Source organism: Labrenzia sp. VG12, from assembly GCF_002237595.1.
Taxonomy (GTDB): Bacteria; Pseudomonadota; Alphaproteobacteria; order Rhizobiales; family Stappiaceae; genus Roseibium.
In genome coordinates this window covers 2,061,787-2,085,744 of sequence record NZ_CP022529.1, presented here as the reverse complement: position 1 = coordinate 2,085,744, position 23,958 = coordinate 2,061,787, and the positions used below count along the sequence as shown (strand labels likewise).

The window sequence follows — 23,958 nt, the reverse complement described above, 5'->3', positions numbered from 1 at the left end:
ATGCGACAAACGCCGGTTCACCGCGCTGCGGTCAACCGGCGGAAAGGTGGAGGTGGCGCCAACCGCCACCTCGTTTGCTGCGTTGGTTACTGAGCGCCGCCCGGGGCCGTCAGCTTGTCCATGACCTGCTCCAGCGAGAAACTGGCGGCTTTCTGACGCGGCGGAAATTCCTGGAAGGTCGCCAGGAAATTGCCGACATATTGCTGCGCCGGAACAAGCATGTAGGCCCGGTCGATCAGCCAGTCGTAATAGGTGTTGGACGTCCGGTAGGACCGCTCGTAGGGGTCGCGGCGCAGATTGAAGATCAAAGGCAGCCGCAGTTCCGTGAAAGGCTCGATCCAGGCGCGCAGGGTCTGGTATTCCTTCTGCTCCATGAACACGAGTTTCCAGTCGTTCCAGCGAAGTGCCGTCAGGTCGCCGTCGTCGGAGAAATAGAAGATCTCCGCTCTTGGTCCCTTGTCGGTCTCGCCGGTCAGCACCGGCAGGAAGTTATAGCCGTCAAGATGAACCTTGTATTCGCGACCGATTGCCTGGACACCGCCGGCCTTCAGCTGTTCCTTGATGTCCGGAACGCCGGCCGCTGCCAGGTAGGTCGGCAACCAGTCCATGTGGTGCATGATCTCGTTGGAGACGGACCCTGCTTCGATCTTGCCTGGCCAGCGCACCATGGACGGCACCCGCCAGCCACCTTCCCAGTTGGTGTTCTTCTCGCCGAAGAACGGGGTCGCGGCCGCATCCGGCCAGGTGTTGTAGTGCGGACCGTTGTCGGTCGAATAATGAACGATGGTGTTGTCGGCGATGCCAAGTTCATCAAGAAGGTCGAGCAGCTGTCCGACATGCAGGTCATGCTCGATCATGCCGGCCGTGTACTCGTCGACATTGCGGCCGGCGATCTGGTTGGCCTGCTGGCGCATGTCGTCCTTCACATGCGTTCTGAAATGCATGCGGGTGCCGTTCCACCAGACATAGAAGGGCTGGCCCTGTTCATGTGCACGCTTGATGAAGTCGATGGCCGCCGCGACGGTTTCCTCATCAACCGTTTCCATGCGCTTCTTGCTCAGGGGACCGGTGTCCTCGATGGACCCGTCAGCCGACGACTTGATGACGCCGCGCGGTCCGAAGGCTTCGCGGAACGTCCTGCCGTCCGCAAGCACCATGTCGCCGGGATAGTCCTCGTTCTCGGGCTCTTCCTCGGCATTCAGGTGATAGAGATTGCCGAAGAATTCATCGAACCCATGATTGGTCGGCAGGTGTTCATCCTTGTCGCCCAGGTGGTTCTTGCCGAACTGGCCGGTGACATAGCCCTGTGCTTTCAAAAGGCCGGCAATTGTCGGATCCTCTTCCTGCATGCCGAGATCGGCGCCCGGAAGACCGACTTTTGAAAGACCCGTGCGGAAAACGCTCTGGCCCATGATGTAGGAGGAGCGCCCGGCTGTGCAGGACTGTTCGCCATAATAGTCGGTGAAGATCATGCCTTCATCGGCGACACGGTCGATATTGGGCGTGCGGTACCCCATCAGGCCCATCGTGTAGGCCGAAATGTTGGATTGTCCGACATCATCGCCCCAGATGACGAGAATGTTGGGCTTGTCTGCAGATTGCGCGCGGGCATCTGCTGGCAGCAGCGCGAGCGCGCCAGAGGCGCACATGGCCAGCGCTGCGGCCAAATTCTTAAAGGAAATTGTCATGGGTGGGTCCTCCCCTTGTGCACTTTGTGCGCCGCAAAACCGAGGTTATTCAATAAGTTGGCAATTGGCGAATGCAATCAAACGATGAAAGTAACTTCAAGTCAACAAGAGGAAAGGTTGTAATCGGACCAGATTTTTCCGGTGCCAAGCCGGCTCTGCGAAGCGCGGTTAAAGATCAATCGGTTCGGCGAATGAGCGCCTGCCGGAATTGTTTCGGTGTCACGCCGGTGCGGCGCTTGAAAGCGCGTTCAAAAGCGGTCTGGTCGGAATAATCGAGTTCGCAGGCGATCTGGGCCAGGGTGTGCGGCGTGTCGATCAGTGCGTGGCGGGCCACGCGGTAGCGGCAGTCGTCCAGAAGGATCGAAAAGCGGGTGCCTTCTTCACCGAGATGACGATGCAGGGACCGTCGCGACAGTCCGAGCTGACGGGCAATGGTCTCCTGGTCCGCCTGACCGGTGCCGAGGGTCTCGTAGATCGCCGTGCGTGTGCGTGCCGTCAGGGAGCGGGCACGGGCCTTTTGTGCCAATTCCCGGCTCAAGTGCTGCAGCACGCTGCGATGGCGCAGGCTGTCATCTTTCGGCATCGGCAGCGTGAGCACGCTTTCGGGGAAACTGAGGGCATTGGTCTCGCAGTCAAACAGGCAGAAGCTGCCGGCCGCGGCCATCGAGCTGGCCTGCGACCGAGATGCAGTGTGTTCGAAACACACCAGATCGGGCGACCACGCGGCTCCGGCTCCCCGACGGATCAGCTCGATCAAGACGGACAGCGTGAATTCGGCGTCCTGCCTGCGTGGCCAGATATCCGGATTGAGAATGCGGTAGGTCAGGGTGGCAACACCGTCTTCCACGGCTAGCTGCAGATCGGTCTCGCTCTGGATGAATTTGATGAAACGTTCAAAGGTACGCAGCGCAGAGCCAACGGTCGACGCAGTCAGTAGCGCATCGCCCAGGTCACCCAGGTCGTGGAGGTCCAGAAGCGGGCCGGATTGCCAGCCGAGGCTCTGCTGTCCGAGCAGATCCGCGCCGTTCTCATAGATCTGGACAAAGGCGTAGAGCGGGATCTCGTGTCCGGCGTTTTTCCAGACCGAGACGGGAAGGCCGCTCTGGCGGCCGAGTGCTTCCGGCTCCAGGCCCTGTTGCGTCAGCACCGCCTGAAGACCGTTCAACGCGCCCGAGATGATGGTTGCGCTTTTCGGCATGTTCCTCGCTTCGGTTCGAAGCCTCTCCTCCGCAACCTGCCGCAGGTAACGGCAGGCTGTTGTCTCGACTACATCAAACATTCCCTGGTCATGCAAATGATGAGCGGGCGTTTTTGCCGTTTCGGAAAAGATTGGCCGAAATTGTCGGGAAAGCAGATCCGAACCGCTCCCCTAATGGCGCCCACAGAGAGATCCGGCTTTGCACCTTGAACACTTGGGCGGCCGGACGAGGGAACAGTATTGGTGATCAATTACGATTGTGTCGTCGCCGGGGGCGGTCCCGCCGGTGCCTTCGCAGCGCGTGAGTTGACGCGTGCCGGTTGCAAGGTCCTGATCGTTGATCCGGCGATGGGGTCAAGGCGCCTGGAAGGCCTGAGCGACCGTGTTGCACGGCTTCTTGAGAGCCGGGGGCTCTCGGCCGCCATGGCAACCGCCAGTGAACCCGGACATCGGCAAGTCGACTGGGCTGGGCTGCAGAGCAGTGCCAATGGCGAACGTCTCGTGCGCCGCCCGGCATTCGATCAGGCCCTGAGGTTTGCGGCAGTCGAGGCCGGGGCGCACCTGATTGAAACTCGGCTTGGCCGGATCGAAAAAGGCGCCCCGGATCAGGACGTTATCGTGACGCTTTCAAACGGCAACTCAGTCTGCTCGCGACTGGTGATCGATGCGCGCGGACGCCAGGCGCCGTCATCCCGCCGATTGAAAGGGCCGCAGACGCTCGCAATCAGCGGTCTGGTCAAAGGCACACCAAAGCGCTCCGGAACACGTGTTGTGTCCTCGCCTGAGGGATGGATGTGGCAGGCTGGCTTGCCGGGTTTTGGATGCTGGCTCCAGATCTGCGTGGAAGCGGACAGTCTTGTCGGCGGTGGACAGGCGGCACTTCAGGACCGGTTGAAGGGTTTCCTGACGCAGCCGCAGCTCAGGTCTCAAGTCGGCATGCTCGACCTCAGGTCTTCGCTGTTGGCGCGGCCAGCCGGGCTGGTTCTTTCAGCGCCGGAGCTCACGCTGCCGGTCATCCCGGTTGGCGATGCGGCCGTGGCGATCGACCCGCTCTCCGGTCACGGGCTTTTCTGGGCGCTTTCCTCTGCACTGGCCGCCGTGCCGATGGTTCTGACAATCCTGGAAAATCCGGAAAGAGGCGCCCCTTTGGCGGCGCGGTTCTATCGCGCCAGGGTGGTCGAGACCTTCTGGCGACAGGCGCGTATCGGCCGCGATTTCTACGCCCTTGAACAGGATCTCTCCGGTCACGCCTTCTGGGATCGCCGGTCCAAATGGCCCGACACGCGCCCAGCTCGCCAGGTCCCGGACAAGAGCCGGCTGGAGACCCGTGTTGTGGTTGAAAACAACCGCCTTGTTGAGCGGGACGTTCTGATCACACCTCAGGACCCGGGCGGTGTGGCCTTCATTGCCGGGCTTCCGGTCGCTGACCTTCTGAAAACGTCCGAGGGGGATCTCACTCCTAAACCTGTCACTGGCACGCCGTCTCCGGCGCTCCAGGCCGCTTATCCATGGCTGCGAAGCCGGGGCCTGATCAGAGGCGGGACAAGCCAATCCAACCAGCAATCAACCAGAACAAGGGAAACAGCATGATACCCAGTTTGCGAAAGGGGCATCTCGCCGGCCTGGCCGGTCTCCTGCTCCTGATGCCATTGCCGGCCGCTGCCGAAGACGGGCCGGCGTTGCTTGACGCCAATTGCGGCGGTTGCCATGCGGCCGACGAGACAGGTGTCCTCAGCCGGGTCAAGGGCCAGCGGAAAACGCCGGAAGGCTGGCTGATGACCATCGTGCGCATGCGGCTCTTCCACGGCATGGAAATAACGCCGGAGGATCAGGGCAAACTGGTGCATTACCTGTCCGAGACGCAGGGCCTGGCTCCGAGCGAAGCAGCGGACTATCGCTATATTCTGGAGCGCGAACCTGCTGTCGTCGAGGATGTCGATGCTCCTCTTGGAGAAATGTGTTCGCGCTGCCACTCGGCTGCACGCTTCACCCTTCAACGGCGCACACAGGAAGAGTGGGATCTTCACATTGATTTCCATGTCGGCCAGTTCCAGACGCTGGAATACCAGGCGCTTGGACGGGACCGGGAATGGCTGAAGATCGCGCGCGAGGAAATCGTGCCGCTGTTGGCCGAGCGCTACCCGCTGGAATCGGATGCCTGGACCACCTGGCTTGAAGCCCGGAAGCCGGAGGCGAATGGTACCTGGCTGTTCACCACCACCTTGCCGGACAAGGGCGAAGCCTATGGCCGTCTTGAAGTCTCCGGCGATGCCCAACCGCTCACCGTCTCCGGTTCGCTGGTGACAGCAGCGGGCGAGGAACTGCCGGTCTCCGGCAGGCTCAACGTCTATACAGGCTATGAATGGCGCGCCAATCTGGATATTGGCGGTGACAAGTACCGGCAGATCCTGGCGATGTCGGAGGAGGGCGACCGTCTTTCCGGCCGGCAGTTCCTCCATGCCGAAGACAGCCTTGGAGGCGCCTTCCGGGCGGTCAAGGCAGGTGGCACGGCTGCCATTGCCGGTGTCGTGCCGTCTACACTGCCGGCAGGGTCAGAGGAAACCGTTCAGGTCGTCGGCACCGGTCTTGGCGATGTTGCCCTTTCCGGCGCTCTGGTGGCATCCGGGGGAGCGGCCAATCTCTACGGTGCGTCGATCAAGGTCACACCTTCCGATGAAACAGATGGCCTGGTCAGCGTCGCCTCCGGGGAAGCCTCCGCGGAGAACGCGATTGCCGTCTACAGCCATATCGACAGCCTGAAAGTCGAGCCTGCCTTTGGTGTTGCCCGGGTTGGCGGTGGCGGCGGTTCGGCCGGCAAGGTCCCGGCCCGTTTCGACGCGGTCGGCTACTGGAACGGTCCGGACGGCGAAGCCGGCACGGAAGACGACATCCGCATCGGGGTCGTGCCCGCCAGATGGACGGTTGCCCCCTTCAACGAGGAAGCTGAACACCTGAAGGATGTCGAACATGCCGGCCAGATGGATACCGAGCTCGGTATCTTCGTGCCGGGTGTCGCCGGCCCCAATCCGGACCGGCCGTTTTCCACCAACAATGCGGGCAATCTGAAAGTGCTGGCAACGAACGGCGATGTCACCGGCGAGGGACAGCTGATCGTCACCGTCCAGCGCTGGAACGATCCGCCGATCCGCTGAACAAGGAGCAAAGCATCATGGGTTATCTCTTTTTTCAGCCGCAAAATGCGCACCGGGTCGAGGTGGACGGACGGCAGCTGCTGTTTCACGTGCCAACGACCTCCCTGTTCGAGATCGACAGGCTCGACAGCGACGTGATCGATCTCTTCCAGGACCGGTCACAGGTCACCGAAAGCGACGTCAGGGATCGGTTCGAGGGCCGGGTGGACCCGGATCTCGTCACCGAGCGTCTGCGGGCGCTGCTCGACCTCGACATCATCACCGACGGCGGCGCGCCCAGGGCCGAACGGCCACCGGTTCACATCGAGAACTTTCCGCTGACGACGATCGTTCTCAACGTCAACACGGGCTGCAACCTGTCCTGCACCTATTGTTACAAGGAGGACCTGGACACGCCGTCGAAAAGCCGGCGCATGGCTTTTGAAACGGCCAAACGCTCCATTGAGCTGCTCTTGGCCGAAAGCCCGGACCGGGACAGCTACAATGTGGTGTTCTTCGGCGGCGAGCCGTTGAGCAATCTGGCGCTGATCCGCGAGGTGGTCGCCTATGCAGAGGAGCGCTTTGGCAACCTCGGCAAGAAAGTAGACTTCTCGCTGACCACCAACGCGACCCTGCTGACCGAAGAAAATGTCGACTGGCTGAATGCCCATCGTTTCGGCCTGACAATCTCCATGGACGGGCCCAGGGCGCTTCACGACAAGAACCGCAAGACCGTCGGCGGCAAGGGCACCTACGACGTGGTTGCCCGCAAGACGAGGATGCTGCTGGAGCGCTACACCTCCCGGCCTGTTGGCGGGCGGGTGACGCTGACAAGCGGCGTCACGGCGGTCTACGACATCTGGGATCACCTCAAGAACGAGATCGGTTTTCATGAGGTCGGCTTCTCGCCGGTGACCTCCGGACCGGTCACGCCGTTCAACCTCACCGGGGACGAACTCATAACGGTGTTCGAGGAGATGAAGCGGCTCGGCCGGCACTACCGGGACGAGGCGCTTCTCGGCCGCAACATCGGCTTTTCCAACATGCACCAGCTGATGAACGATCTTTATGAAGGTCGCTCCAAGGCACTTCCCTGTGGGGCGGGGCTGGGCATGCTGGCTGTCGATCACGAGGGCGGGCTGAACCTGTGTCACCGGTTCACCGGGTCCGACATGGACACCTACGGCTCGGTGGACAGCGGCATTGAAAAGCGGAAGCTGGCACGGTTCATCGAGGACCGGGCCGATCGCACCGACAAGGGCTGTTCGACCTGCCGCATCCGCAACATCTGTGCGGGAGGCTGCTACCACGAGAGCTACGCCCATTTCTCAGACCCGATGAAGCCGACCTACCACTATTGCGACCTGATGCGCGACTGGGTCGATTTCGGCATTGGCGTCTATGGCGAGCTGATCGCCGGCGCCCCTGCCTTCTTTTCCGATCACATCATGCCGCGGAGGGCATACGGCAAATGAGACATCTGAAACCCCTGAACCAGAAGGCCGACCGCGTGGTTGCGGCCGTTGAGAGCGACAAGATGGACGAGGTCCGGGCGATGCAGACGGTGGTTGCCGGTTGCGCCTCGACCCTTGATCCGGGGTGGGAGGTCGATCCCTTTGGTGGCGTTGCCGCCCTGTGCCAACCGATGGAGGCTGACCTCTACGGCTGTTCCGATCCGTGCTGGTGGCCGGCCCAGGTGCCGGACACCATGAATTCCTACAAGGACTGGAACGACGGCGCCGACAATGCCGGCAAGGACTGGCGCTCGCTCGGCACGGTGTTCCCGGCCGACAGCGAAACCTGATGGCCCGACAAAACCCAAGGAGTAATTCCATGCGCACTCTATTCGCAGCCGCGACGGCTGTGCTCTGCCTCGGGCTCTCCGGTCTGCCGGCACAGGCCAGGGACCTGATCGTCACCGTCGCCAAGCCCGACAGGCTTTATGTGATTGATGCCAAGGCACGCACGATCGAAACCGATTGCCAGCTCGACTTCAACCTGATGCCCGGCGTCATCGTGATGTCGCCGGACAATTCCATCGCCTACATCCTCGGCAACCGCTGGGAAGATGTCTTCGGCATCGAACTGGCCACCTGCAAAACGGTGTTCTCCGCGCACCAGTCCGAAGGGGACATTCGCCGCAAGACCATTGCCTCGCTCGCGGTCTCCAAGGATGGCAAGGAACTTTACACCGTGCGCAATCCGGTGCGCCTTCTGGCTGACCGTTACGAAGTCATGGAGCCGGAATTTGCTGTTTATGAAACGTCGGCAGGTCTTGATGCCGAACCGGCCCGGACCTTCCCGAGCCCGCGCCGGGTCACCGTGATGGCAACCGGTGAAAATGGCGAGGTCTATGCCGCCGGGCACGACATCTACGCCTTTGACCCGAAGACGGGTGAGCGCACGGTCAAGATCGCCAATGCCAGCTGGGACCGGCCGACCTATTCCCCACCGGATGTGCTTGCCTTCTGGCCGATAGGCACACAGGCGAACGAATTCATGCTGCTCTATTCGGCTGCGAAATTCACCGACGAGACCTTCAGCGAGATCGCCGATTTTGTCTGGGGCTACCTGAGCGTCGACCTCAGCACCGGCGAGAGCAAAATCGAGGATTTCGCAAGCCTTGAGGTGATCATGTTCTCCGCGATCCGCGATCCGAACGACACCTCCAAGCTCTATGGCGTCTACACACAGCTTTCCAAGCATGACGTCGACAAGAAAGAGCTGATCAAGCGGGTCGACCTGCCGCACACCTATTACTGCATCAACATCTCTTCCGACGGCAAGGAGATCTATGTGGGCGGCACCAATGACGACATCGGCATCTACGACGCTGAGACTCTGGAGCGCATTGGCGAGATCCTGCTGCCGTCCGGCGGCGACATGGCCGCCGGGACGATGCATGTGATCAACACCGGGAGTTAGGTGGCAACGTCCCTGGTTGAGACGGGCTTACAGCCCTGCCTTTGTCATCCCGGGCAACCGAAGGGAGACCTGGGATCCAGTACGCCGAGAGCTATCTGGTTCTGCCGCCGGTGACACGGGTTACTGGGTCCCCGCTTTCGCGGGGATGACAATGCGGAGAGGGTGACTCTGAGGGACGCACAGCCCTCCTGTTGTCATCCCGGGGGACCGGATTGAGACCCGGGACCCAGGACACCGAGAGCTATCGGGTCTTGCTGCTGGCCTCATGGAGTACCGGATCCCCGCCTTCGCGGGGATGACAATTGAGGCGGCGGAGATCTTGAAGGGCATACAGCGCGCCCGTTGTCATCCCGGGCGACCGAGGGGAGACCCGGGACCCGGTACGCCGAAAGCTATCGGGTCTTGCCGCCGGTCTCACGGAGTACTGGGTCCCCGCTTTCGCGGGGATGACAATTGAGGAGGTGGAGATCTTGAGGGGGAGACAGCCCTGCCGTTGTCATCCCGGTTTGGCGCAGCCAAGACCGGGACCCAGTAACCCGTGCCCTCTCGGGCCGAGCTGATGGTCTCGCGGCTTCCTGGGTCCCCGCCTTCGCGAGGATGACAATGGGGAGGTGGTTTTGAAGAAGGCAGAGCGATGAAACAGGCAACGCCTTTGGCAGAGACATTGATGAACGCAAGGGAAACGCCGCGCCGCCGGCCGCTTCTGCGCGGGCTGTTCAACCGCCTGTTCGGCGACCGGGAAGCTGCCTGGTTGCTGCCTTTGGTAACGCCGTATCGCTGGCCGCTGGCCGCGCTGTTTGCCTTGTCGATGGTAACGGCGGCGGCGGCGTTGGTGCCGCCCTACCTGACCAAGCTGGTGATCGATCAGGGCCTGATGGCAGGCGACAGACAAGCGCTTGTCGTCTTTTCCGCTGCCCTGTTCGGTATTGGTCTTGCCGCGTTGGCGCTGGGCGCGTTGAATTCTCTGCTGCATCTGAAGTTTTCCGCCAGGTTGCTGGCGGATCTGCGCCGGGCGGCGGTCGCAAGGATCCTTCAGCAATCGCCCCGCTGGCAGGCGCGGCAAAAGACCGGCGAACTGATGAGCCGGCTTGATGGCGATGCCGGTGAGGTTCAGCAATTCACCTTCGCCGTCCTGGTCTCCGGCGCGGGCAGCGTGCTGCGGCTTGCCGGTGGGCTGGTGATGCTGTTCGTGCTGGCACCCAAGCTCGCTCTGCTGGCTCTGGCGCTGGCACCGCTGGAGCTGTTGTTCTTCGCAAGAGCGCGGCCGGTCACGCACCAAAAGGCAAAGGAGGTGCGTCGGGCGCGCGGTCAACTGGCGTCAGGCCTTGCGGAGACCATCACGGGCCTTGGTGCCCTCCGAGCCCTCAATGCGGCCGAGGCGGCAGCCGACCGGATCGAGACCCGCCAAACCACCCTGGTCGACGCCTTGATGAAAGCGCAGATGTGGTCGGAGGTAACCCGTGCCGTGCCGATGGTGCTGACCGCGACCTTGCGCGGGGCGGTGTTCCTGGTCGGCGGGCTCGCCGTCATCGACGGCACCATGCCGCTCGGTTCGCTGATCGCCTTCATCGCCTATCTCGGTTTCCTGATCGGACCGATGCAGTCGCTAATCTCCCTCTGGCACGGCCAGGCGCGCATGAAGGCCGCGCTCGACCGGCTGGACCAGGTGATGAGCGCCGTACCGGACGTGTGCGATCCGGTTGCTCCCGTTCCGCTCGGTGTCGGACCGGGCGATCTGGTTCTGAACCACGTCGCCTACACGCCGACGGATGGTCCGCCGCTGTTTCAGAACCTGTCCCTTTGTGTCCCGGCGGGCAGCACGCTTCGGCTTGCAGGGCCCTCAGGGAGTGGCAAATCCTCGCTCCTGTCCTTGCTGCAGCGTCACGCTGATCCGGTTGCGGGCACGGTTTTTCTGAGCGGCATCGATCTCAGGCAGCTCGCCCTGAAAGACCTGCGCGGCGCGGTGGCACTGGTGCCGCAGAAAGGGCACGTCTTCTCCGGAACGCTTGCCGACAATCTCCGTCTCGGCTGTCCGACCGCAACAGACCAGGACATGCTGAAGGTCCTGCAACTCGTTGAACTGGAGGAACGATTCGTTATTGAGGGGTTGGCAACAGCGCTGGGCGAGGGCGGGCTTGAGCTTTCGGGTGGGGAGCATCAGCGGCTCTGCCTGGCCCGGGCGCTTTTGCAACCCTTCAGCGTCCTGGTGCTGGACGAGAGCCTCTCGGAAGTCGATGGCGTGCGGGTCGCCCGGATCATGTCCGCGATCGATCGTTGCTACAAGGGCTGCAGCCGGATCGTCGTCACGCATGGCGAGCCGGCGCGCTATGGCACTTTCGACCTTGAGCTGGACCTCAAAGACTACGCGACAGGAGGCGGAGGGACACCATGACCCGCATCGGTCTCATAGATGGTGCACTGCCGGCGGACTGGCCGGGCCTGGAACGCCAGGCCTGGCTCTGCGAGGCGGATGGCGCTCCCCATGCCGGACAACACGCAGCCGCGATGGCGCGTACGATCCAATCCCATGCACCTGAGGCTGCAATCGTCAACGCAGTGGTCTTCCCGGGGCGGCTGGCCACTCGTCTGCCTTATGTGCGCACGGCCCTGGACTGGCTGGCGGACGCTCCGCCCGACCTCGTCCTTTGCGCTTTCGGCATGGCACGTTCTTCGGTGGACCTGAGCATCGCAGTCTCCCGTCTGCAGCAGGCCGGAACCATTTTCATCGCTTCGGCTCCGGCACGCGGCGAACTGGTTTACCCGGCCGCACTCTACGGTGTCCTCTCCGTCCAGGGCGACGCGCGCTGCGTCCCGGCTGAGCTTTCCCGCCTGGACCTGCCGCATGCGGTGTTCGGAGCCTGTCCGGAGGCGACCGGCGCGCCGGACATCCGCGGCGCCAGCCCGGCGGCGGCACATGCGGCGGGGTTGCTGGCGGCATGTGAGAGGGGGAAGGGACGGGACGCGCGGTGTTTGGAGGGGGCTGTGCGGTATAGGGGACGGGAACGGCGGGGGGAGATGGCTGACTAAGTGTGGCTTCCTATAAAAAAGTTTCCAGAGTTGCTAGTTAGTGCCTAATAGTTTTTGTGTAGGCAGTCATTTTGACCCATTCACTCGTGCCTCTTAGTGTTTTCTCGTGAGCTTGGAGAAAACCTTGCATATCCGTATGCGTCACTAAGAACTTCTTCAGCCGTTTCACCTTCGAAATTCATCAAAAGATGAAGTGTTCCCCCCGGTGCGATTGTCTCAGACATGCTTATGCTTGTTCCGGGCCATGGGCCAACATTTACATTGGGATCTCTCCTGAGGCCCAATTGCGACGTTGCAGTCAGTAGCGAAGAAAAGACCTGTGCCCGGTAAGCAATGTCGAAGTACGTTTCCCAATCACCTTCATACATTGGTGCATCTGCTGTTTTGATATCAATTTCCCGAAGAGATTGCGCAAAGCTGGGCCACCATGGACAATCTTCCGACTGAAAAAGGATGGTTTCAGGATTATCGTAATTACACCAGGGGATGAAATCGCCTTTTCTTAAAGCAAATACCTTGAAACGAAGGTCGGACAGAGGGCGGTCTGTCTGCCAGTAAAAAGCATCGCCATATAGAACGTGATTTATCGCCCAGAAAGAACGGGAAGTGTTTGAAATTGAGGATAAGAACCTGGTCGCATCTTTTTTCAGGTTGTCGAGCAGGTATTGCCAGTCAATCTTATCGCTTCGAGGAAACAGTGGGTCTCTTGGATTTGAATGTCGAAAAAAGGTTTGTGCTTCAGATCCTATCATCACCAAGTCGTTCAATTGTCTTTCTCCGGTCAAGCATTGATGAAATGCGACACGCTATCGCGATGTGATCGCCGAATGGGTTGCTTTCAGTCCCAATCTCCGCGGCGCCGCCATCCTGCAATATTGCGGGGAGCCACACATTCTGTTCAGATAGCTTTATCGTCGCAGGCGTGCTTATTCGTCCCTTGTTTCATGCATATACCAAGCAAATTCAATTGGTTGTAGTCAGGTTGGTCTATGCCCCACACGATTCCATTCCAACTCTGGCGCCATCGCACCACCGCAGTCCAACGCTCACCCGTCTTCCCCGACGGCTGCCGCGACGTGCTGATTGTCCGTGCGCCCGGCGCGCGCGCGAAAATCGTCCTGACGGAGCTGGATCTGCGGCCGCGGGTGGCGCAGCTTGCTGCCGGGACGGAGATCACCGGGTACCGGTTACGGCCTGGAACAACCATCAGGCCGACCGTTCTGGCCGAGATCGAGCGCGATTGCGGCCGGGCGGAGGAGATGCTCGGCAATGAACTGGCGGCCCGGGAAAGTGCCGGAGGGCCAGGTGAGGAAATCCTGCTGGCGCTGGTCGAACCCGGGGCCAGTGTCGAGAGCGTTGCGGCGGATCTGGGGGTGTCGAAACGCACGTTGCAGAGGCAGGTCAGGGTGTTGGGATTGCCTGCACCGGACTATTGGCGCCTGCTGGCACGGGCGCGGCGGGCCGGCGGGCTCCTGAAGAGCGGGCAATCCCTGACCGAGATCGCCTACGCGAGCGGGTATAGCGACCAGGCGCATTTGACACGCGAGATACGGCGCTGGTTCGGACAGACGCCGAGCGCGCTGCAGGCCCGCCCGGATCTCCTTGAGCAGATTTCTCAGCCTGCGCTCGGCAACTGGACCGGCGAACAGATCTCGATGAGATAACCGAAAGGATCGCTGACATAAGACGTGGTCTGGCCCCAGGGCTCTTCGCGCACCTCCTGGACCAGCGTCGCGCCCGCTGCGATGGCCTTCTTGACAGCCGCGGCCACGTCTTCCGTTTCAAAGGCCAGTTCGAAAACCGGCTTTTCCGGATCCGGCGTGCCGGGAGATTTGCCAAGCTGGCGCATCAACGCCTTGGAGGAAAAGGCAAGCTTGGTCTCTCCGGTGGCCAGTTCTCCATAGTCCCCGCTTTCGTGCAGGAACGCGCGCTTGAAACCGAGGGCGCGCTCGTAGAAATCAAGCGCGGTGGCAACATCGTCGACGTACAAAATCGAATAGCGGAAAATCACTTTTGGGCTCCTTGAGGCTTGGTCTGCCGGTCTTCTAGCGGCAGTGTAATTGTCTGTCTTGAAGGATCGCGACACTGCGTGACTGCTCTTTGAAGGCAAGGCAAATCCATCTGGAGAGACGAGACGTATCCTCCTCCTGTCATCCCAGGCGACCGCAGGGAGACCAGGGACCCAGGACGCCGTGAGCCCGCGGATCCAGCCGCCAGTCTCACGGATTTCAGGGTCCCCGTTTTCGCGGGGATGACAATTGAGAAACACAGAAGTTTTGTCTCAGTGTCACCCCGGGCGACCAACGGGAGACCCGGGGTCCACTCGTTTGCAGAGCTGTGGGTATGGTCGCCACCGACGACAAAACGCACGCGTTGGCAAGCGACTCCGCGAGTGGGTCCCGGCTCGCGCTACGCTTGGCCGGGATGACACTGGGGGGCAGGCCTATCGTATAGAGGAGAGGTGTTTGCCGGGCGTTCTTCCGCCAGCGGGGGAGCTGCTTACCGCCGACACTCACTCCTTCAATATTCCCGCCAGCAGCTTACGGGTCGCCGTTTCATAAGCTTTGCGGTCTTCGCCATTGGCAATGGCCAGGGCCGCCCGGTCGAAGGCGGAGGAGAGGAGGTCTGCGAGCGGTTCCAGGGGGATGTCCTTCAGGGCGCCATGATTGGCGGCGTGGCGAAGACCTTCCAAGAGCGTGGCGCCTCCGGTCTGGCGGTCGATCCCGGCCATTTCGGTTAGGCCCAGGACGGTCGGTCCCTCGAGCAGCATGATGCGGGCGCGGCCGGGCACGGACATGGCCGTGAAATAGGCCTGGGCGCCTGCCATGAAGGCATCGAGCGGCGTCTGGCTGGTGTCCGTTTCCGCGTTGATATCGGCGGCAATGGCTTCCGATTCCAGCAGCACCAGCGCCCGCATCAGATCGGCCTTGTCGGCAAAATGGTGATAGAGCGCGCCCCGCGTGACATTGGCCGCCTTGACGATCTCCGGCGTTGCCGTCTCCGCATAGCCCTTTTCCACGATCAGAGCCCGCGCTGCTTCCAAGAGCGCCCGGCGGGTTTCCGCGCGTCGTTCGGCCTGGGTGCGACGGCCGCCTGAGTCCCGTTCGTTTTTCTCTTGCATACATGCAGCCTGTATGTTAGTTGAAAAATTACATACAGACTGTATGTCTTTTTTGTTGGTTTGCATAGCCCCTGCCAGAACGGGTTCGGGCCCATCAGGAGAAGAGCGATGAAATGCACGCAGTATTACCCGGTTCTGATGACTTCCAAGGTCGCCGAGACCTCACGGTTCTATCAGGACAATTTCCGCTTCAAGGCCATCTTCGAGGCTGACTGGTATGTGCATCTGCAGTCCGAAGACGATGACAAGGTCAATCTTGCGGTGCTCGACCAGACCCATGAGACTATTCCGGAGGAGGGCCGGGGCAACGGCGCCGGCGGCATGCTGCTCAACTTCGAGGTCGAGGATGTCGATGCCATCTATGAAGAGGCAAAGGGCAAGGGCCTGCCGATCCTTCTGGCGCTGCGCGACGAGCCTTTCGGCCAGCGCCATTTCATCACCAAGGACCCGAACGGTGTCCTGATCGATGTCATCAAGCCGATCCCGCCCAGCGAGGAATTCCTGAAGCAGTTTGCGCCAGAGGCCTTGCCGGCCTAGGCAGCCAAAGAGCATGCTAAGCCGGGCGGGCCCGGGGGAGGTTTCCCGCTGCTGTGAACCGGTCCTGCGAAAGGCGGCATGAGAAAGGCGTGGCCGGTGTCCGGTCACGCCTTTCATGTTTTTGACAAATGGAATGCTGTCGCCGGTTACGATGTGATGGGCGGGCAGGAGCTGTTCTGTTCGGCGCGGGATTTGAGACCCTGCAGGCTTTGCATGGTGTTCGGATTGCCCGGCAACACGAAACTCTGTTCCAGCGCGGTACGCGAATTGTTGATCACGGCCAGGTCCTGCACGGCAAGGGTCTGGCAGGGCGTGCCGGTGAAACGCACCCGAATCCGGATCACCCGCTGGCCGTTGTCGGACGGACCGAACTGGGAATCGAGGGCCGGGTTCTCGCCGCTCATCGCGCGTTCCATCACCACCATGTTGGGTTGGTCCTGGATGACGATCGTGCCGCGCTCCTGGGCACTGGAAACAAGGGCACTGCGGACGGTCATCGGGTCGGCCGCGATGTTGACCGATTGCGCGCCAGCCGGAACTGTCAGCTGCGGCTGTTCGGGCAGCGGCGTGCGCTGTGACGAACCGGACTGGCAGGCGGCAAGGGTGAGCGCGCTGAGGCTGATGAAAAGAAGGCGTCGCATGTGCAGTCCCGAGCTTGTCTTAATCTTTCAAAGTGCAGCTTCTAATCCGGCTTACTGTCAAATGACAACAGATGACACGTAATCTACGGCAATGTTCCAGCAATAAACTGACATAACACTCCTAACGAAGCCTTGTGACAAGAGCAGGGCGGCGCAAGCTCCCACGAGGCTTCAGAATGTGTCGCCCGTCTTGAAGCCGCCACCACCGAAACTGCCGCCGCTCTTGAAACCGCCGCCCCCGAAGGGCTTGTTCCGCCGACCGCCGCCAAATCCGCCCATGGATTTGGGCAATCCGGATCCGTTCGGAAATGCCACCTGCCGTCCGCGCGGCTTGCGGCGCTTGTGCGAGCGTTCCGCGCGGGACCAGTATTCCGCGCCGGTAATCGCACCCTTGACCAGTTCTCCGAGGAGAACGGTCGTCAGCTTGTCGTCGGAGAAGGTCGATTCCCAGCTGCCATAGCCCCGGGACCGAAAACGCTTGATGACATCGGCAAGTTCCGTGCGGCGCCGGCCGATGTCGCGTTGCAGCTCCCTGTCCTGGCGGATTTCCCGGGCAATCTGTTCGACCCGTTCCCTCAGTTCCTCGATGCGCTGGACAATCTTTTCGTCCTCCGGGGAGGGGGTTTCGAGCGCGGCGCGCCAAAGATCATTGAGGTCGTCGGCCTGCAGCGAAACGGCCAGGTGTTCTTCCGCCTTCTGGAAATCTGCATCCTCGCCGCTGGAAAACTCGGCCAGTGCCTCGGAGAGCGTTTCGATCCGCCGGTCGAGCTTGTCCAGATCGCCGTCGATCTGGTCGATGTCGGCGCTCAGGTCTTCGATCGTGCCGACCAGGTCCGAACCGGCTGCGTCCGTCATGGCGTTTCTGCTGAAATCGGCCAGTTTTTCCTGCTCTTCGCGGGCAATCTCGGCACAGCGTTCGGCATGTCTGGCAACCCGCTCGGGTATGCTTGTCAGCATGGCATAATTGGCCCGGGCATCGGCGAACCTGATCAGGCCGGCAACCCAGCCGTCCAGCGAGCGAACAAGACCACGCCGTTTGTAGTCCGGTGTCCCGTAGCCCCGTTGCCACAGATAGATGAACAGTGGGTCTGCCTCGTAGGCCTTGCCCTTTTGCTGCCGGTCCTGTTCGGAGGTTGCCGCCTTGGAAGCTGCGGCCTCGGCAGTGGCCAGTGCCGCATCGGTGCGCTCACGCTGGTCTTGATAGCCGGCATCCTTTTCCAGACGGCTGTCGACGGCGTCCATCAGCTCATCCATCTGGTTTTCGGCCGCATCACGGCCGGCATCCAGTTCGCCGCGTTTCTTCTGCAGCTGGCTGCGCTCGCTTTCGCACTGGCGCAACTGGTCGGTCAGCACCTTGTAGTCCGCGCTGCGCTTGTCCAGCAGGCGCCGCGCTTCGCGGGCAGCACTGTCGAGGCGGGTGTTGAGCGAGCCGGCACTGTCGGTGTCGAGACGGAACCGGGCGAGGTCCCGATAGGCTTCGCTCTGGCGTTCCTGCAAGTCGGTCAGGGCACGCGTCGAGCGTTCGATGCGTTTGCTGAGCTCGGCTTCCTCTCGGCGCAGATCGGTCAGTGACTGTTCGATCGTGCCAAGGGTCTGGCGTCCCGTCAGCATGGGCTGGCCTCCTTCCGGGGCTTGGGCATGCTAGCCGTTACCATGATGTGATCGCTCCGTCCTGCACGCCGCTGCGCCAATTGATCTCAAGGTCACCGCGCCGCTTCTGGCCAAGCACGCCTTTCTGCACGATACCGTCTTCCATCTTGTCACGGCGCACCGCGTCGTAGATCGTCTGCGAGACCCGCTGACCCCATTTGTCGACACGTTTGGCCGCACTGTTTTCTTCCGAAACGATGTCGCGTTCCAGGACGTTGCCGTCCGGATCGATCACCTCGACGACGATGTAGTAGTTCTGGGTTTCCGGATTGGCTTCCGGAATGCGCTCAACGCCGGTCGGAATGCCTTCGCGCGAGATGATCCTGACCTCGAAGACTTCCTGCAGTTTTGCGGCCAGATCGCGCAAGTCCGTTTCCGCCTTGAAGGCGGCTTCGTTCTTGCCGTCCGTTAGTGCCAGGCGGCCATCGTCAGCCAGGCGTTGTGCTTCTGCCTCGATCTCCGCATTGTCCGTGAGGGTATCCACGCGTCCGACCAACTCGGTGTATGTCGCCGGCAGGGCCTGCAGGCGTGCCTGCAGATCGGCTTCCGCGCGTTGGGCCGGCAGCTTCACGATGAAGTACCAGGCGGCCACGAACACCACGATGACACCGATCGCTGCCGCCAGCCACTTGGACCAGGTGCTCCGCGAAATGTAGATCATGGCCAGGGTGCGCTGGAACCCGGCCGAGGGCGGGGCGTAGACGAACCGGTCGCGCTTCAGATCCTCAACGCCGGCCTTCAGGATGTGATGGGGAACGTCGATGCCCTGGGAGGCATAGACCTGACGCAACCGCTCGACCATGGCCGCGTCTCGCTCGTCTGACTTCAGTTCCCGGGCGACCTGGCCTTCTTCGTGGCGCAGCGTGTCGACCACGTCCATCGCCATCATGAGATCGTCGAGCGGGGCGTCGGATTTGCTTGCCATTTACGCGTTACTTCTCCTGAGGGCGGACCGGGTGGCCGGTCCGCCTGAGCCGGCGACTTACAGCGCCTGGCCCTGTGCCGTCAATTTGGCGAGACGGCGCTTGCCGTCTTCGACCGCGTTGCGGATTTCTTCCGAGTTCTTGGTCGACATGTCACGCATCTCGTTGATGATCTCGCGCGACTGGACCTGGAAATTGACCACGCTGTCGACCAGCTTCTTGACCGATGCGGCGGCGACCGTCGGGCCGTAACCGGCCTTGAGCGCCTCCTGCTGCACGGCGTCGCCGATTTCAGCCAGAGTCTCCAGGCTCTTGTTGATGCCATCCTTCATCGCGTTCAGCGTTTCGGTGGATTCGTGCAGGCCCTGCAGGCCGGTGAAAGACGCGTTGAGCGCCGTCAGCACCGATTCATTGGTGGAGAAGAAGCTGACCGACTGTGCGTAGACCCGTTCCTTGGCATTGGTGGTCTGTACGAGGCGCGCCATGATGACTTCCGACGTGTTGTAGCCGACCGTCAGGTTGTCGGAGAGGTCCTTGGCGATCTGATAGCGCTTTTCCTCGTCCTGCATCTCGCGCAGCTTTTCGTCCCGCGCCAGTTCCAGGCGGGCTTTCTGAGCCGGATCGTCGCCTGCATAGGCCTCGACCTCGCCGGAGGCGCCTTCCAGGGACGCCTTGGCCGCGGAGAGCTTTTCCGTGGCCATGTTGAGCAGTTCAAGGGCAGTGACCTCGGCCTGTTTCAGCGCCCCGCGAAAGTCGCGATAGGCTTCCAGAATGGTCTGCTCGCGCTCGATCTGGTCCTTGGTGGCTCTGGCGACGTCCTTGTAGGTGGAGCGGATATCGTCGAAGCGGTCGGAAATCGTGCCGCGGCGCATGTCGCGCCACTTGTTGGCAAGGTTCTCCGTGAAAGAGATCTTGCCGTCTGCCAATTGGTCGACAAGTGTCTTGGCATCGTCACGGATGGTGTTGAAAGCCTCCGTGATCTCTTCGTAGCGCTCGCCAATATCCATCTGCTGGACCTGGGACCGGACCACTTCATTGAAGTTCGAGGCCTGGGCCAGCGTGCGCGAGATAACGAGGACCTTGTCCGGAGACATGTCGGAGATCTGTTCCAGCAGCGCGTTGATCGGTGCGTCTTTTTCGCTTTCCGGCGAGATGCCGATGTCACGCAGCGTCGACAGCGCGCGGTCGAGATACTGAAGCGGGGAAAAACTTCCGGCCGGAGCGGCCGCATTTTCCGGGGTTTCTGGGGCTGCCGCGTCTGTCATGTCTGACCTCCTCGAAAAACGCTACCTGAACTCTTGGCCGTCCGGATTGGATCCCGGCCCAAGCCTATTCCTTAATGAAATCTTGCGGCAAGTAAGGTCAGGCTTACGCCGCAATGTCAACGGCTTAAGCCGCGCCGATATCGCAATAGACGGCCCAAGGCATCATCGTTGACCCGGGAACAGCCTTACGCGCCGAATGCGACAGACATGTCTCGTCCGCCTTGTTCATTGTGGCAGTTGGCCAAAAAACTTGTCCAGCTCACATGGGGACGCCCGGTTGCCACCTTGTCCGGTGCACACACCACCGCAATGATGTCGTAACGAGTGTGCAATTGCTTCGCCCGGTGGACACCGCGTCCTTCAGGTTACAAGCCACGCCGATCTTCTGTGGGGGAAATCAGGCAGCTGCTGCCGCGGTCGCGACGGCCGCAAGGTAAGTCGAAAATGTCAGCCGGGGCTTGACCGGGGCAGGGCCCTGTCGGCAAGGCTATGGATATGAAGCAATATCAGACGTTCCTTTTTGCCTGTCTCCTGGCCGTTCTGGCAACGGCCGGTGTTTTTCAGGATGTCGCCAGGGCCCAGGAGACGGCTGGTGCCCCGGTCTCAGCCCAGCCCACCGTGCTCGATCTGTTTGAGCGTGCCTCCACGGCACTCGAGAACGGGATTGTTTCGGAGAAAACGCTGGAACTGTTGCGCAGGCAACTTGTCGAGGTGCGGGACAGCAATGCGATCATCGTCGCGGAAGGCAGCATCGAAGCCGAGACGCTCGCAGCCCAGCTCAGGGCGCTGGGTCCGCAGCCGGAGGGACAGGACGAACCTGCGGAGATTGCCGAGCGGCGCCGGGACCTGACCAATGCACTGGCTGCCGCAAATGCCCCGATCCGGGAAGCGCGCGAAATCACCAACTTGGCGAATGTGCTTATTCGAGAGGCCGACCGCCAGATCCGGGCGAGGAAGATCGAAAGCCTGCTGACCCGCTATCCGTCGCCCGTGTTTCCCTCCACCTGGAGTTCGGGCTGGCAGGAAATCGAGCAGTTCCGGCAGCGACTGAACCGGGATATCCAGGCGGAGCTGGCCCGTCCGAGCGTTTCCAAGGCACTTGGAGAAACCGTGCCTGTCGCACTCGGACTGATCGCATTCGGGCTTCTGTTTCTTCTGGTGCTGCGGCATCCCATACACCGGATCCTGCTCAAGATCAGCCTGAAGCAGGAACCCGGCGTGCGTGCGGTCGCCCTGGCGGTTGTCTATAATCTTTCCATTCTGCTTTTGCCTGTCATTGGCGCGCTCGCGCTGCTTCTGGTGATCCCGGTGCTGGATATCTATCCCAATGCCGCGCGGATTGCGCTGACCGCAACGCCGGTTGTCGCCCTCGTGATGGTGATCGCAAACTGGCTCGGGCACACGCTGTTTGCGCCGGAACAGACAAGATGGCGGTTGCTGGAACTTGAGGAACGTGAAGCCAAGCTCGGCTTGCGGCTCTGTCAGGGGCTCGGTGTCTTCATGATGCTGGAAGTCGTGCTGGAAGCCTTGCAGCTGGACAATGCCTTTGGCGAAGCCGCGATTTCAGCCATGTCCGTTCCGCTGATCGCCATGGCGGCCGTTTTGCTTTGGGCGCTTGCGGGAACCCTTCGCAACAAACGGGCAGATGCAGTGCCAGGTCCGGGCGAAGGGGAAGACGTGGAAGACGGCGAGGAGGTGGACGAGGCTTCTGTCAAACCGCAGGAATCCGGTTTTCTCTTCTTCCTGTCACTCTTGATGAAGGCGTCGGCGGTTCTGGCCGTGACCGTGACGCTTGCCGGTTACGTCCAGCTGGCCAGGGCGGCGATCATCCCGATGATCATGACGGTGGCGCAGCTCGGCCTCGGTTTCATGCTCTACCATCTGTCACAGACGCTCGTGAAGGCGGCAACCAACAGGGACGAGGCCGCACCGGCGCCTATCCTGGTCAGCATCGCACTGGTGCTGGCGCTGGTCGCTGTGTTCGCGCCGCTGATTGCCCTGACATGGGGCGCGCGCGCCACTGATATTGCCGATGCCTGGCGTCTCCTCGTCAACGGCGTGCAATTCGGCGACATCCGGCTCTCGCTGGATTCGCTGATCGTGCTGGCCGTGGTGTTCTCACTCGGCGTGTTCATCACGCGCTGGCTCAAGAACCTGCTGAGGCGTTCGGTTCTGCCGCAAACCCGCATGGACAGCGGCGCACAGACGGCGATTGTCACCGGAACCGGTTATGTCGGGCTCACACTGGCCGCCCTCATCGCGGTCTCGACAGCCGGGCTCAATCTTTCCAGCCTTGCCGTTGTTGCCGGCGCACTCTCGGTCGGCATCGGTTTTGGCCTGCAGACCATCGTATCGAATTTCGTGTCCGGAATCATTCTCCTGATCGAGCGCCCGATCAAGGAGGGGGACTGGATCGAGGTCTCCGGCCAGTCGGGATATGTGCGCAAGATTTCGGTCCGCTCGACCCGGATCGAGACCTTTGACCGGCATGATGTCATCATTCCGAACTCGGACCTGATTGCCGGAACGGTTCGCAACATGACCCTCAGCAACAAGTCGGGACGTTTGCTGCTGCCGGTGCGGGTTGCCTATGGCAGCGATCTTGAGAAGGTCAAGTCGATCCTGATCGATGCCGCCCGCGGACATTTCACAATCGCGCGCTATCCCGCGCCCTTTGTGCTTTTCAGCGGGCTTGGCGAAAGCGCCTTGAATTTCGAATTGCGGTGTTACCTGAAGGACGTCAACAACATCCTGACGACCAAGTCCGATCTTTATTTCACGATCTACAACGAGCTCGGCAAGGCCGGCATCGAGATCCCGTTCCCGCAACAGGATCTTCACGTCAAGGATATCGACAAGCTTCTGGCGCTCCTGGAGCGCAAACAGGAAGCCGGCCCGACACCGGCTTCCTGAACGGATCAGACCAGCTCGGCTGCAATGCGCGCTGCAAGCCGCGCATTGTTGCGCACAAGAGCGATGTTGGTGTCGAGGCTGCGGCCTGCCGTCAGATCAAGGATGGCGCCAAGAACATATGGCGTGACTTCCTTGCCGCGGATGCCGTCTGTCTCGGCCTGTGCGATGGCCGCATCGATGTAGCTGGTCATTTCAGAGCGCGGAATCTCGTCCGTCTCCGGCACCGGGTTGGCGATCAGGACGCCGCCGTGATCGGAAAAGGTTTCCCGCATCTTCAAAAGCGCGCCGATCTCTTCAGCGGAGCTGAGGGTGTATGGCGCGGCAAGGCCGCTCTGGCGTGACCAGAATGCCGGCAGCTCTTCCGTGCCATAGGCAATGACCGGGACGCCCTTGGTTTCAAGCACTTCCAGGGTCTTGGGAATATCAAGCAGGGCCTTGGCGCCAGCGGAAACGACGCAGACCGGCGTACGGCCGAGTTCATCGAGGTCTGCGGAAATATCGAAGCTCTGTTCCGCGCCCTTGTGAACGCCGCCAATGCCGCCGGTGGCAAACACTTTCAGGCCGGCAGCATGTGCCGCCATCATGGTCGCGGCCACGGTTGTCGCGCCATAGCGGCCGGTCGCCAGGGCAAACGTGAGATCGGCGCGCGAGCATTTCATCACATCCTTGGCCTGGGCGAGGCGGTCGAGATCCGCGTCGGACAGTCCGACCATGATCTTGCCGTCCATCAGCGCGATGGTCGCTGGTACGGCACCTTCGGCCCGGATGTCGGCCTCGACCTGTCGTGCCGTCTCGACGTTTTTCGGAAACGGCATGCCGTGGGTGATGATGGTGGATTCCAGGGCAACGACCGGTTTGCCGGTCGACAGGGCGTCACGGACTTCGTCGTTGTAAACAATCAGATCCGCAAGCGCGGCCGGGGCAGGGCTGGTCACAGGA

General features: G+C 61.4%; 20 protein-coding genes. 10 read left to right on the top strand and 10 right to left on the bottom strand.

Annotated features, from left to right (window positions below):
* Window positions 1-86: 86 nt before the first annotated feature.
* Both CHH27_RS09760 and CHH27_RS09755 read right to left on the bottom strand, forming a co-directional pair.
* Window positions 87-1,688: an arylsulfatase gene (locus tag CHH27_RS09760; protein ID WP_208988764.1), complete on the bottom strand. Its 1,602-nt coding sequence runs from the start codon at window positions 1,686-1,688 to the stop codon at window positions 87-89.
* Window positions 1,689-1,863: 175 nt separating this feature from the next.
* Entirely contained in the window at window positions 1,864-2,886 is a 1,023-nt protein-coding gene (locus CHH27_RS09755) for an AraC family transcriptional regulator (RefSeq protein ID WP_094074640.1), read from the bottom strand.
* A 243-nt stretch (window positions 2,887-3,129) separates the two neighbouring features.
* Between CHH27_RS09755 and CHH27_RS09750 the strand changes: the two genes are divergently transcribed.
* The 7 genes from CHH27_RS09750 to CHH27_RS09720 all read left to right on the top strand — a co-directional run bounded on the left by CHH27_RS09750 (window position 3,130) and on the right by CHH27_RS09720 (window position 11,969).
* Window positions 3,130-4,476 carry an NAD(P)/FAD-dependent oxidoreductase gene (locus tag CHH27_RS09750; protein WP_208988755.1) on the top strand — a complete coding sequence of 449 codons (1,347 nt, stop codon included), beginning with the start codon at window positions 3,130-3,132 and terminating at the stop codon, window positions 4,474-4,476.
* On the top strand, window positions 4,473-6,038 hold the full coding sequence (gene peaA, locus CHH27_RS09745; RefSeq protein ID WP_094071414.1) for a quinohemoprotein amine dehydrogenase subunit alpha: 1,566 nt from the start codon (window positions 4,473-4,475) through the stop codon (window positions 6,036-6,038). Before CHH27_RS09750 ends, peaA begins: the two co-directional genes overlap by 4 nt.
* Before the next feature lie 17 nt (window positions 6,039-6,055).
* Entirely contained in the window at window positions 6,056-7,492 is a 1,437-nt protein-coding gene (gene peaB, locus CHH27_RS09740) for a quinohemoprotein amine dehydrogenase maturation protein (RefSeq protein ID WP_094071413.1), read from the top strand.
* Window positions 7,489-7,821, top strand: a complete 333-nt coding sequence (gene qhpC / locus CHH27_RS09735) for a quinohemoprotein amine dehydrogenase subunit gamma (RefSeq protein ID WP_094071412.1) — start codon at window positions 7,489-7,491, stop codon at window positions 7,819-7,821. The genes peaB and qhpC overlap by 4 nt, the downstream gene beginning before the upstream one ends.
* Window positions 7,822-7,850: 29 nt before the next feature.
* The gene (peaD, locus tag CHH27_RS09730; protein WP_094071411.1) at window positions 7,851-8,942 is read left to right on the top strand and encodes a quinohemoprotein amine dehydrogenase subunit beta; all 1,092 of its coding nucleotides are present in this window, start codon (window positions 7,851-7,853) and stop codon (window positions 8,940-8,942) included.
* Window positions 8,943-9,609: 667 nt separating this feature from the next.
* On the top strand, window positions 9,610-11,334 hold the full coding sequence (locus CHH27_RS09725) for an ABC transporter ATP-binding protein (RefSeq protein ID WP_094074639.1): 1,725 nt from the start codon (window positions 9,610-9,612) through the stop codon (window positions 11,332-11,334).
* Window positions 11,331-11,969: a hypothetical protein gene (locus CHH27_RS09720; protein ID WP_094071410.1), complete on the top strand. Its 639-nt coding sequence runs from the start codon at window positions 11,331-11,333 to the stop codon at window positions 11,967-11,969. The genes CHH27_RS09725 and CHH27_RS09720 overlap by 4 nt, the downstream gene beginning before the upstream one ends.
* Window positions 11,970-12,049: 80 nt before the next feature.
* Here the strand turns inward: CHH27_RS09720 and CHH27_RS27610 are convergent, their stop codons facing one another.
* On the bottom strand, window positions 12,050-12,736 hold the full coding sequence (locus tag CHH27_RS27610) for a hypothetical protein (protein ID WP_157738840.1): 687 nt from the start codon (window positions 12,734-12,736) through the stop codon (window positions 12,050-12,052).
* A gap of 222 nt (window positions 12,737-12,958) precedes the next feature.
* Here CHH27_RS27610 and CHH27_RS09715 point away from each other — a divergent pair, with 222 nt between their 5' ends.
* Window positions 12,959-13,633, top strand: coding sequence for a helix-turn-helix transcriptional regulator (locus CHH27_RS09715; RefSeq protein ID WP_094071409.1), 675 nt, complete (start codon window positions 12,959-12,961; stop codon window positions 13,631-13,633).
* On the opposite strand, the gene CHH27_RS09710 is transcribed toward CHH27_RS09715, so the two are convergent.
* The gene (locus CHH27_RS09710; protein WP_094071408.1) at window positions 13,585-13,980 is read right to left on the bottom strand and encodes a VOC family protein; all 396 of its coding nucleotides are present in this window, start codon (window positions 13,978-13,980) and stop codon (window positions 13,585-13,587) included. The two genes, CHH27_RS09715 and CHH27_RS09710, sit on opposite strands and share 49 nt — an antisense overlap.
* 501 nt (window positions 13,981-14,481) lie before the next feature.
* A complete protein-coding gene (locus tag CHH27_RS09705) occupies window positions 14,482-15,090 on the bottom strand; it encodes a TetR/AcrR family transcriptional regulator (protein WP_094071407.1) in 609 nt (202 codons plus the stop codon).
* A gap of 108 nt (window positions 15,091-15,198) precedes the next feature.
* Between CHH27_RS09705 and CHH27_RS09700 the strand changes: the two genes are divergently transcribed.
* The gene (locus CHH27_RS09700) at window positions 15,199-15,627 is read left to right on the top strand and encodes a VOC family protein (RefSeq protein WP_094071406.1); all 429 of its coding nucleotides are present in this window, start codon (window positions 15,199-15,201) and stop codon (window positions 15,625-15,627) included.
* A gap of 146 nt (window positions 15,628-15,773) precedes the next feature.
* On the opposite strand, the gene CHH27_RS09695 is transcribed toward CHH27_RS09700, so the two are convergent.
* From CHH27_RS09695 to CHH27_RS09680, 4 genes are all read right to left on the bottom strand, one after another.
* Window positions 15,774-16,268 carry a hypothetical protein gene (locus CHH27_RS09695; RefSeq protein WP_094071405.1) on the bottom strand — a complete coding sequence of 165 codons (495 nt, stop codon included), beginning with the start codon at window positions 16,266-16,268 and terminating at the stop codon, window positions 15,774-15,776.
* Window positions 16,269-16,439: 171 nt separating this feature from the next.
* Window positions 16,440-17,879 (bottom strand): hypothetical protein, encoded by a 1,440-nt coding sequence (locus CHH27_RS09690; protein ID WP_094071404.1) that lies wholly within the window; start codon window positions 17,877-17,879, stop codon window positions 16,440-16,442.
* 37 nt (window positions 17,880-17,916) lie between these two features.
* Window positions 17,917-18,843, bottom strand: coding sequence for a DUF6384 family protein (locus tag CHH27_RS09685; RefSeq protein ID WP_094071403.1), 927 nt, complete (start codon window positions 18,841-18,843; stop codon window positions 17,917-17,919).
* A 57-nt stretch (window positions 18,844-18,900) separates the two neighbouring features.
* A complete protein-coding gene (locus tag CHH27_RS09680; RefSeq protein ID WP_094071402.1) occupies window positions 18,901-20,106 on the bottom strand; it encodes a cell surface protein in 1,206 nt (401 codons plus the stop codon).
* 495 nt (window positions 20,107-20,601) lie between these two features.
* Here CHH27_RS09680 and CHH27_RS09675 point away from each other — a divergent pair, with 495 nt between their 5' ends.
* Window positions 20,602-23,019 carry a DUF3772 domain-containing protein gene (locus CHH27_RS09675; RefSeq protein WP_094074638.1) on the top strand — a complete coding sequence of 806 codons (2,418 nt, stop codon included), beginning with the start codon at window positions 20,602-20,604 and terminating at the stop codon, window positions 23,017-23,019.
* Window positions 23,020-23,024: 5 nt separating this feature from the next.
* On the opposite strand, the gene CHH27_RS09670 is transcribed toward CHH27_RS09675, so the two are convergent.
* Window positions 23,025-23,954 (bottom strand): pseudouridine-5'-phosphate glycosidase, encoded by a 930-nt coding sequence (locus CHH27_RS09670; protein ID WP_094071401.1) that lies wholly within the window; start codon window positions 23,952-23,954, stop codon window positions 23,025-23,027.
* Window positions 23,955-23,958 lie beyond the last annotated feature (4 nt).